Genomic DNA, 8,861 nt, shown 5'->3' on the forward strand with positions numbered 1-8,861 from the left:
CATGCTCCGGGGCGTGATCGAAAGCCTTTGAGTTCAACAGATTGAAATGCCTGGGGATTTTTGAAATGAACCTAGACTGGAAGACGTTCACCAACGAGTTGTCGGGCGGGTTGCGCGAACTGCGTGGCGGGACGCCCGAGGTGATGAAGGGATTCTCTGCCATCGCACAGGCAGCGCTGAAGGCCGATGCACTGGACGTCAAGACCAAGGAGTTGATCGCCCTTGCCATCAGTGTCGCGATGCGCTGCGATGACTGTATCGGCTTTCACGCCAAGGCTGCGTTCGACAGGGGCGCAAGCCGCGAAGAGGTGCTTGAGACCCTTGGTATGGCGATCTACATGGGCGCAGGGCCGTCAGTCATGTACGCGGGCCACGCAATAGAAGCGTTCGATCAGTTCGGCAATTCGGGCTGAAGAGGTTGATTCTCAACCGGTATGCCGACGGCTCACGATCACGCCTTTTCTTGTGCTCGACAAAGCCTTGCCAACCGACAGACCCGATGGAAGGTGGACCGGGTTCCGCAACACGTGGAACGACATGACGCAGTCGAACGGAAAGCCGTTCCTCTTCCAGAGCGCTCAACGCAGTGGAGGCGCCACAATCTTGCCCGGTTCCGGCCACAATCGATTAATACGGTGATAAGCAATTCCTGCGCACAAAGGATCGGGGTTCAAGACGTCGTTGGTATTCGTCGAGTGAGTGCTTTGGCTCCTCTGATGGTCAAGCAGCGGCGCCTCAGTCGAGACTGTAGGGGACATCAGGAAAATGCAGGCTATGACGCACCCGCGTCTTCGTCGCGCTGCTACAGTCGCGTTGTTCGCGGTGTCGGCTGCCTTGCTGGCGGCTTGCGCGTCGCAGCCTGAACCGAAAGCGATGGTCTACAAGAAGACCCGCTCCAAGGAATATTTCTCCGAATCCGAATACGGGGTGAAGGCAAGCCCGCGTGTCACCTTCAAGATGGCTGGCCTGCAACGTGGCGGCGGCCGTGATCAGCTCGGCAAGCCCTATCAGGTCCGCGGCAAGTGGTACTATCCCAAGGAAGACAAGCATTACGCCAAGGTTGGCCTGGCTTCCTGGTATGGCGATGCCTTCCACGGCCGGCTTACGGCCAATGGTGAAGTCTACGACATGACTCACCTGACGGCGGCGCACCCGACCATGCCGCTGCCAAGCTATGCCCGCGTCACCAATCTCAAGACCGGCAGTTCGGTCATCGTGCGCGTCAACGATCGCGGCCCTTACCACGAGGGTCGCATCATCGATGTGTCGGAGCGCGCCGCCCAAATGCTTGACTATGCCAACATCGGCACCGCCGAGGTGAAGGTCGAGTATGTCGGCCGTGCGCCGCTCGACGGCAAAGACGACCAGTATCTGATGGCTTCCTATCACCCTGGCAACAGGGCGCCGGATCCGTCGGATGGATTGCCGACCGGCGTCATGGTTGCCATGAATGGCCCGTCGCCAAGCCTCCCCGTCGGTGCCGCCGCAGTACCGTTTCCCGGTCAGCTAACCGATTCAGGGTCGCTTGAACCGGTCCTGTCGGCACAGTCGCCAGCCTTTGGCGATCTGGCGCTGCCCGATTTTGGCCCGATCGTGCCGGAGCGCCCGGAGATCAATCTGCCGCCGCAATCGCCGTTTGCCGTGGCCTCGCTGTCCTATGCGGACGAGCGCGTGCAGCGTGCCGATGTCTTTGCCGCGCTGGACAACAACGGCATGTCGCCCGCCGATATCCTGCAGTCGTGGAAGAAATCAAATTCGCGGGCGTCATCGCCCGCTTCCGACTATGTCGCCGCCGGCTCCTTCGATGACGCAGCAGAAGCAAGGCGCCTGGCCGCGGCGCTTGAACCCTTTGGCAAGACCGAAATCCAGCGTTCCGATCTCGATGGCAAGGATTGGTTCTCGGTGAACCTCTATCCGGACGGTCACGGCAGCGTGGATGATTTGTTGCAAGCAGCATGGGCGCATGGCGCGCCGGATGCACTGGCTGTGCGTAACTGAGCGGAAGCCGGCCTGGATTTTCCGCTACGCGGTTGATCCGTTGTAGAAAAAGCCTGATACTTTTTCCGGGCTTGCCGGACTTTCCGGCCAACGGGTCGAACATCATGTCATTTCGCTTGCTCCAGCCTTTCGCCGGGCTTCTGGCTTCTTGCCTGCTAGTGCTTTCCTTGGCTCCAGCCCACGCGCAGCTTTTCGAGACCAAGGCCACGCAGGTCTTCATGATCGACGCCGAAACCGGCACGGTGCTGTTTTCCAAAGATGCCGACAAGCCGATCCCGCCGGCCTCGATGGCCAAGCTGATGACCATGGAAGTGGTCTTCAACGCCATCAAGTCCGGACGTCTGAAATTCGACGACACCTTCGTGGTGAGCGAGAACGCCTGGCGCAAAGGCGGTGCGCCTTCAGGAACATCGACAATGTTTGCCAAGCTCAAGTCGTCGATCCGGCTCGAGGACCTGATTCAAGGGGTTACCGTGCAGGCGGCCAATGACGGCTGCATTGTCATCGCTGAAGGCATGGCCGGATCCGAGGACAGTTTCGCCGCGCAGATGACCGAGCGTGCCCGCCAGATCGGCCTCAAGACATCGACTTTCGTCAATTCGACCGGCCTGCCGGCTGACGGCCAACAGACGACCGTGCGCGAACTGGCGCAGTTGGCCCTGCATCTGTGGCGCGATTATCCGGATTTCTATCGCTACTATGGCCAGAAGGATTTTACCTGGAACAAGATTTCACAGAGGAACCGCAATCCGCTCCTGGCGATGGACATCGGCGCCGATGGGCTCGCCGTCGGCGCGAGCGAGGCGTCAGGTTTCGGCATCGTCGGTTCGGTCAGCCACAATGGCACGCGGGTGATCGCGGCGATGAGCGGGCTGGCCAGCGACAAGGAGCGCGCCGAGGAGGCGCGCAAGCTGCTCGACTGGGGTGTTCGCTCGTTCGAGAAGACCGAAATCTTCGCCAAGGACGAGGTGGTCGGCGAAGCCCAGGTTTTTGGTGGTGCGAAATCCGGGGTGATGCTGAAGGCAAAAGGGCCGATCGAGATCTTCCTGCCGATCACCAATCGCGACAAGCTGACAGCCAGGATCGTTTACACCGGCCCGGTTGCCGCGCCAGTGGAGGAGGGGCAGCCAGTGGGCGCGCTGCGCGTCTGGATCGGCGACACGCTCAGCCAAGAGACGCCGCTTTTCGCCGCCGAGTCGATCGGCGTCGGCACGCTGCCGCAGCGGGCTCTCGATGCCGTCAAGGAACTGGCGATCGGCTGGCTGCGATAATACCGACGGCATGGACGTTTCCCCGGACGCGGACTATCTAGAGCGCTACAATCAATCCACTCATGCATGGACAAAGGCCTTTCGATTGGCGCGAGGATTTTTCATCACCTTCGAAGGCGGCGAAGGAGCAGGCAAGTCGACGCAGATCGAGCGGCTGGCGAGCAAGATGCGCGCCAAGAAATACGATGTCCTCCTCACCCGAGAGCCTGGCGGCTCGCCAGGCGCCGAGGCGGTCAGGCACGTGCTGCTTTCGGGCGCCGCCGAACCGTTCGGACCGAAGATGGAAGCGCTGCTTTTCGCCGCCGCGCGCTCCGACCATGTCGAGCAGGTCATCCGGCCGGCGGTCGAGCGTGGCTCTATCGTGCTTTGTGATCGCTTCCTGGATTCTTCACGTGTCTACCAAGGCGTTACCGGAGGCATCGATCAGGCGTTCATGGACAGGCTGGAGCAGGTCGCCATCAATGGCATGATGCCAGACATGACGCTGATCTTCGACTTAGACCCGGCCGAGGGTCTCAGGCGCGCCACGGTGCGCCGCGGCGCCGAAGCAGCAGCCGACCGCTTCGAAAAGGAGACGCTGGCCATCCATCAGGCCCGCCGGGCGGCATTTCTGGCAATTGCTGCGGCCGAGCCGGAACGCTGCATCGTCATCGACGCGGCCGCCGATCCCGATACGGTGGAAAATGTCGTCACCGCCGCTGTGTTCGCAGCGCTCGAGACAAGAGCGCCAGCGCGCGACAGGCAGGTAACACCGGCATGATCTTCGAACGCATCGCACCGGAGCAGCACGACACGCTGGACGGCGTGCCCGAGCCATCCGAAACGCCACGCCTGGTAGGACATGCACAGGCGGCGAACATGCTGACCGCCGCCTATCGTTCCGGCAAGCTGCCGCATGCACTGATCTTCGCCGGGCCGGTCGGCATCGGCAAGGCGACGCTCGCTTTTCATCTTGCGCATCATCTGTTGAAGCACCCGGCCTTCGAGCAAGCGCCGGAAAGCCTTGCCGTTCCAGATCCGGCCTCGTCACTGTTTCGCCAGATCGCCACCGGGGCGCACCCGTCCGTACTGCATCTGACCCGCCCGGCGAACGACAAGACCAAGAGCTTCAAGACCGTCGTCACGGTCGACGAGATCCGCAAGGTCAGCCGCTTCCTGTCGCTGACTTCGCATGACGGCAGCTACCGGGTCGTCATCGTCGATCCGGCCGACGACATGAACACCAATGCCGCCAATGCCTTGCTGAAGAATCTCGAGGAGCCGCCGGCACGAACCCTGTTCATTCTCATCGTCCATGCGCCGGGCAGCCTGCTGCCGACGATCCGGTCGCGCTGCCAGGTGGTGCGGTTGACGCCGCTCGGTGCCGACGACCTGATGGCGGTGCTGGAAACGGCCGAACCGCCGCCACCGGTGGACCCGGCCGCACGGGTGGCACTGGCCGAGCGGGCAGGGGGCAGCGCGCGCAGCGCGATCCTGTTGACGCAATATGGCGGGCTGGAAATCGCCGAGACGCTCGACGCCCTGGTGGCGGCAAGAAGGAGCGATGTAGGCGGAGCGTTTCGTCTTGCCGAGGCTGTCGCCGGCCGCGACCAGGCGATCCAGTTCGACATCTTCAACCGCCGGGCGCTGGAGCTGTTGTCGAACGCCGCGAGCCAGGCAGCATTGGCAGGCGATCTCGCCCGGGCCAAAACGCTGTCGGACACTTGGCATGAAGCGCTGGACGCTATATCTGAGACCGACACCTACAATCTCGACAAGAAGCAGCACGCCCTGACCATGATCGACCGCCTGATTTCTGCAATGCGAATGTGACGGGGTTTCCGGCCTCGGGATGGCAATCGCCGCCCCGATGCGATATCCACCGCCACGCCTTCCATTCAGACATTCATGACGGTTCATTCATGTCACGCGACACATTCTACATCACGACCGCGATTTCCTATCCGAACGGCAAGCCACATATCGGCCATGCCTACGAGTTGATCGCCACGGACGCGCTTGCGCGCTTCCAGCGGCTTGACGGCAAGCAGGTTTTCTTCCTTACCGGCACCGACGAGCACGGCATCAAGATGCTGCAGACGGCGAAGCGGGAAGGCATTTCGGCGCGCGAACTGGCCGACCGCAACTCGGCCGATTTCCAGCGCATGGCGATTGCGGTCAACGCCTCAAACGACGATTTCATCCGCACCACAGAAGAACGTCACTATGCGGCCTCGCAGGCGATCTGGAAGGCGATGGCCGCCAATGGCGACATCTACAAGGGCGGCTACGCCGGCTGGTACTCGGTGCGCGACGAAGCCTATTACGGCGAGGAGGAGACAGAGGTCCGCCCCGACAATGTCCGTTACGGGCCGCAGGGAACGCCGGTCGAATGGGTCGAGGAAGAGAGCTACTTCTTCCGCCTCTCGGCCTATCAGGACAAGCTCATCTCGCTTTATGAAAGCCAGCCCGACTTCATCGGCCCGGCCGAGCGGCGCAACGAGGTGATGAGCTTCGTCAAGTCAGGCCTCAAGGACCTGTCGATATCGCGCACCACCTTTGACTGGGGCGTGCCGGTGCCGGGCGACGACAAGCATGTGATGTATGTCTGGGTCGACGCCCTGACAAATTACATTACCGGCGTCGGCTATCCCGATGAAAATGCTGACAATTGGCGTTTCTGGCCAGCCGATGCGCACATCATCGGCAAGGACATCGTCCGCTTTCATGCCGTCTACTGGCCTGCCTTCCTGATGTCGGCCGGTATCCCGCTGCCGAAGCGCGTCTTCGGCCACGGCTTCCTGTTCAACCGCGGCGAGAAGATGTCGAAGTCGGTCGGCAACGTCATCGACCCGTTCACCATGATCGAGCACTACGGTCTCGACCAGGTGCGCTATTTCTTCCTGCGCGAGGTGCCGTTCGGCCAGGACGGCAGCTATAGCCATGAAGCGATCGTCAACCGCACCAATGCTGACCTCGCCAACGGCCTCGGCAATCTGGCGCAGCGCTCGCTATCGATGATCGCCAAGAACTGCGGCGGCGTGGTTCCGAAGCGCGGCGACCTGACGGACGCCGACAAGGCGATCCTTGATCAGGCGGTCAGCGCTCTTGCCACCGCGCGCAAGGCAATGGTCGAACAGGGCATCCATCTGGCGCTGGCGGCGATCTTCGGCGTGGTGGCCGAAGCCGACCGGTATTTCGCTGGACAGGAACCATGGGCACTGAAGAAGACCAATCCGGCGCGTATGGAAACGGTGCTGTGGACGACCGCCGAAGTGGTGCGGCGCGTGGCGGTGCTGTGCCAGCCCTTCATCCCAGGGGCGGCCACCAAGCTGCTTGACCTGCTGGCGGTGCCGGCGGACAGGCGCGACTTCGTGCATGTCCACGCGGACCACGCGCTGGTGCCTGGCACGGCGTTGCCGGTGCCGGAAGGGGTGTTTCCGCGTTACGTCGAACAGCCGGACGCGAACAGCTGATGCTCGTCGACAGCCATTGCCATCTGGATTTTCCAGATTTCGCCGAGGAGCGGGCGGCCATTGTCGCCCGCGCCAAAGCGGCCGGTATAGGCCGCATGGTGACGATCTCGACCCGCGTAAAGCGGTTTCAGCAAATCCTTGAAATCGCGGAGACTTTCGACGAAGTCTATTGCTCGATCGGCACCCATCCGCACAATGCCGCTGAGGAGCTCGACGTCACCGCCGCGGACCTTGTCCGTCTGTCGGTTCATCCGAAAGTGGTGGCGATCGGTGAGGCCGGGCTGGATTATTTCTACGACAAAGCGCCGCGCGATGCGCAAGCGCAGGTGTTTCGCAATCACATCGCCGCGGCTCGTGAGACAGGGCTGCCGCTGGTTATTCATTCGCGCGATGCCGATGACGATATGGCAGCCATTCTCGAGGACGAAACAGGGAAGGGCGCCTTCCCCTTCATCCTGCACTGTTTTTCCTCCGGACGGCGGCTGGCCGAAATTGGCGTCGCGCTCGGCGGCTACGTGTCCTTCTCGGGCATCCTGACCTTCAAGAACTCAGCAGAATTGCGTGCCATTGCCGCCGATGTGCCGCATGACCGCCTGCTGGTCGAAACCGACGCACCCTACCTGGCGCCCATACCGTTTCGCGGCAAGCGCAACGAGCCGGCCTATGTCGCGCACACGGCCAAGGTGCTGGCGGAAACAATCGGCGTCAGCGAGGCCGAAATCGCTGATCTGACGACGAACAATTTTTTTTGCCTGTTCGGCAAGATGCCGCGACCTGCCGAGCAAAGCGCCTGAAAGATGACCGACCGGCTGCGCGTTACCATTCTCGGCTGCGGCTCGTCGCCAGGTGCGCCGCGCATCACTGGCGACTGGGGCAATTGCGACCCGGACAACCCGCGGAACCGGCGCATGCGCACCGCTGTTCTGGTCGAACGGATCGCGGCGAACGGCGCTCGCACCACCGTTGTCATCGACACCGGACCTGACTTCCGCCAGCAGATGCTGCTGGCATCGGTCAAGCGTCTCGATGCGGTCGTCTATACACATCCGCATGCCGATCATATCCACGGCATCGACGATCTGCGCGGTTACGTCCTTCAGCATCGTCAGTTGATCGACATCCATGCCGACAGGGTAACAATGCTCCGGCTGCGGCAAGCGTTCGGATACTGCTTCGAGACGCCGCAAGGCAGTTCCTATCCGCCGATCGTCAGGGCACATATCATCGACCATGACAGACCGGTGGTCATCGAAGGAGAGGGGGGTGCCCTCACCCTTGAGCCGTTGCCGCAGGTCCATGGCGACATCATCTCGCTCGGTTTCCGCATCGGCGGCATCGCCTATTGCCCTGATATCAGCGACTTTCCGGATGCCACCGCCGAGCGACTGCGCGACCTCGACGCGCTGATCATCGACGCGCTGCAATACCGGACGCACCCGAGTCACCTGTCGCTTGGCGAGGCACTTGCCTGGATCGAGCGGCTGGCGCCAAAACACGCCGTGCTGACGCATATGCATGTGCCGCTCGACTACGCCACGGTGATGGCCGAGACACCCGCGAACGTCGAGCCGGCTTATGACGGAATGGTGATTGAAACTCCTTATAAATCAGCATGATCGGAACGGCTCTTCATTGCTGGTGGCATTATCGCGTTACGTGGACCGTACCGTTGAGCAGCTCGTCAAATCGCTGATTTCCCGGGAGAAACCAGCAGCGGGCTTTCCTGTTCCAGGTCTCCGGCGCAAATCCAGTCGATCTGGTCAAGGCTGATGCGTCGGCTGGAGAACCGCTGAAGCGAGCCGAGCCACGTCACCGGCATTCGCTGACGAAGTCCGTCTGGGCTTTGAGCGCGTCCGGGCCATTGCCGGCACATTACGCGGTGCTTGCCGCCGAACCACGTGCAATGATGATCGATGAGCAGTGCGGCGCACACCGTGATGGCGTATTGTCGGCGTCAAGCCGATGAAAAACATCAGCATTTTCCAGTCTCCGCCCAATGCGCTAGTTCCATAATCTATCTTATGCGACTTTTGGGTGTACGAGGGTGCGTTCTATCTTGAACTGCGACTTCGCAGCGATACCAATGGCTTATCGCATGCAAGGAACCGTAGATGAAACGCACCTACTCCCAGATCGA

The 8,861-nt window shown here is 61.6% G+C and carries 8 protein-coding genes; all 8 read left to right on the forward strand.

The window, feature by feature from the left end; translation table 11 throughout:
- The first annotated feature begins 65 nt into the window (after window positions 1–65).
- The 8 genes from BLS48_RS33650 (at window position 66) to BLS48_RS33685 (ending at window position 8,340) form a co-directional block, all read left to right on the forward strand.
- Window positions 66–413: a carboxymuconolactone decarboxylase family protein gene (locus BLS48_RS33650; RefSeq protein ID WP_091586538.1), complete on the forward strand. Its 348-nt coding sequence runs from the start codon at window positions 66–68 to the stop codon at window positions 411–413.
- 352 nt (window positions 414–765) lie between these two features.
- Window positions 766–1,998 (forward strand): septal ring lytic transglycosylase RlpA family protein, encoded by a 1,233-nt coding sequence (locus BLS48_RS33655; RefSeq protein ID WP_091586594.1) that lies wholly within the window; start codon window positions 766–768, stop codon window positions 1,996–1,998.
- A 104-nt stretch (window positions 1,999–2,102) separates the two neighbouring features.
- Entirely contained in the window at window positions 2,103–3,269 is a 1,167-nt protein-coding gene (locus BLS48_RS33660; RefSeq protein WP_091586606.1) for a D-alanyl-D-alanine carboxypeptidase family protein, read from the forward strand.
- A gap of 85 nt (window positions 3,270–3,354) precedes the next feature.
- Window positions 3,355–4,029 carry a dTMP kinase gene (tmk, locus tag BLS48_RS33665; RefSeq protein ID WP_091586596.1) on the forward strand — a complete coding sequence of 225 codons (675 nt, stop codon included), beginning with the start codon at window positions 3,355–3,357 and terminating at the stop codon, window positions 4,027–4,029.
- Window positions 4,026–5,081: a DNA polymerase III subunit delta' gene (locus BLS48_RS33670; protein ID WP_091586598.1), complete on the forward strand. Its 1,056-nt coding sequence runs from the start codon at window positions 4,026–4,028 to the stop codon at window positions 5,079–5,081. The genes tmk and BLS48_RS33670 overlap by 4 nt, the downstream gene beginning before the upstream one ends.
- Before the next feature lie 89 nt (window positions 5,082–5,170).
- Window positions 5,171–6,724, forward strand: a complete 1,554-nt coding sequence (metG, locus tag BLS48_RS33675; protein ID WP_091586600.1) for a methionine--tRNA ligase — start codon at window positions 5,171–5,173, stop codon at window positions 6,722–6,724.
- Complete coding sequence (locus BLS48_RS33680; RefSeq protein ID WP_091586602.1) at window positions 6,724–7,518, forward strand: TatD family hydrolase; 795 nt, start codon at window positions 6,724–6,726, stop codon at window positions 7,516–7,518. Before metG ends, BLS48_RS33680 begins: the two co-directional genes overlap by 1 nt.
- A 3-nt stretch (window positions 7,519–7,521) precedes the next feature.
- A complete protein-coding gene (locus BLS48_RS33685; protein ID WP_091586604.1) occupies window positions 7,522–8,340 on the forward strand; it encodes an MBL fold metallo-hydrolase in 819 nt (272 codons plus the stop codon).
- Window positions 8,341–8,861: the final 521 nt, after the last annotated feature.

The sequence above is a fragment of the Mesorhizobium qingshengii genome (genome assembly GCF_900103325.1).
Taxonomy (GTDB): Bacteria; Pseudomonadota; Alphaproteobacteria; order Rhizobiales; family Rhizobiaceae; genus Mesorhizobium; species Mesorhizobium qingshengii.

Coding starts and splice junctions, on each gene's coding strand:
- BLS48_RS33685 (WP_091586604.1), top strand. CDS start 7,522: ATGACCGACCGGCTGCGCGTTACCATTCTCGGCTGCGGCTCGTCGCCA.
- metG (WP_091586600.1), top strand. CDS start 5,171: ATGTCACGCGACACATTCTACATCACGACCGCGATTTCCTATCCGAAC.
- BLS48_RS33660 (WP_091586606.1), top strand. CDS start 2,103: ATGTCATTTCGCTTGCTCCAGCCTTTCGCCGGGCTTCTGGCTTCTTGC.
- BLS48_RS33655 (WP_091586594.1), top strand. CDS start 766: ATGCAGGCTATGACGCACCCGCGTCTTCGTCGCGCTGCTACAGTCGCG.
- BLS48_RS33680 (WP_091586602.1), top strand. CDS start 6,724: ATGCTCGTCGACAGCCATTGCCATCTGGATTTTCCAGATTTCGCCGAG.
- BLS48_RS33670 (WP_091586598.1), top strand. CDS start 4,026: ATGATCTTCGAACGCATCGCACCGGAGCAGCACGACACGCTGGACGGC.
- BLS48_RS33650 (WP_091586538.1), top strand. CDS start 66: ATGAACCTAGACTGGAAGACGTTCACCAACGAGTTGTCGGGCGGGTTG.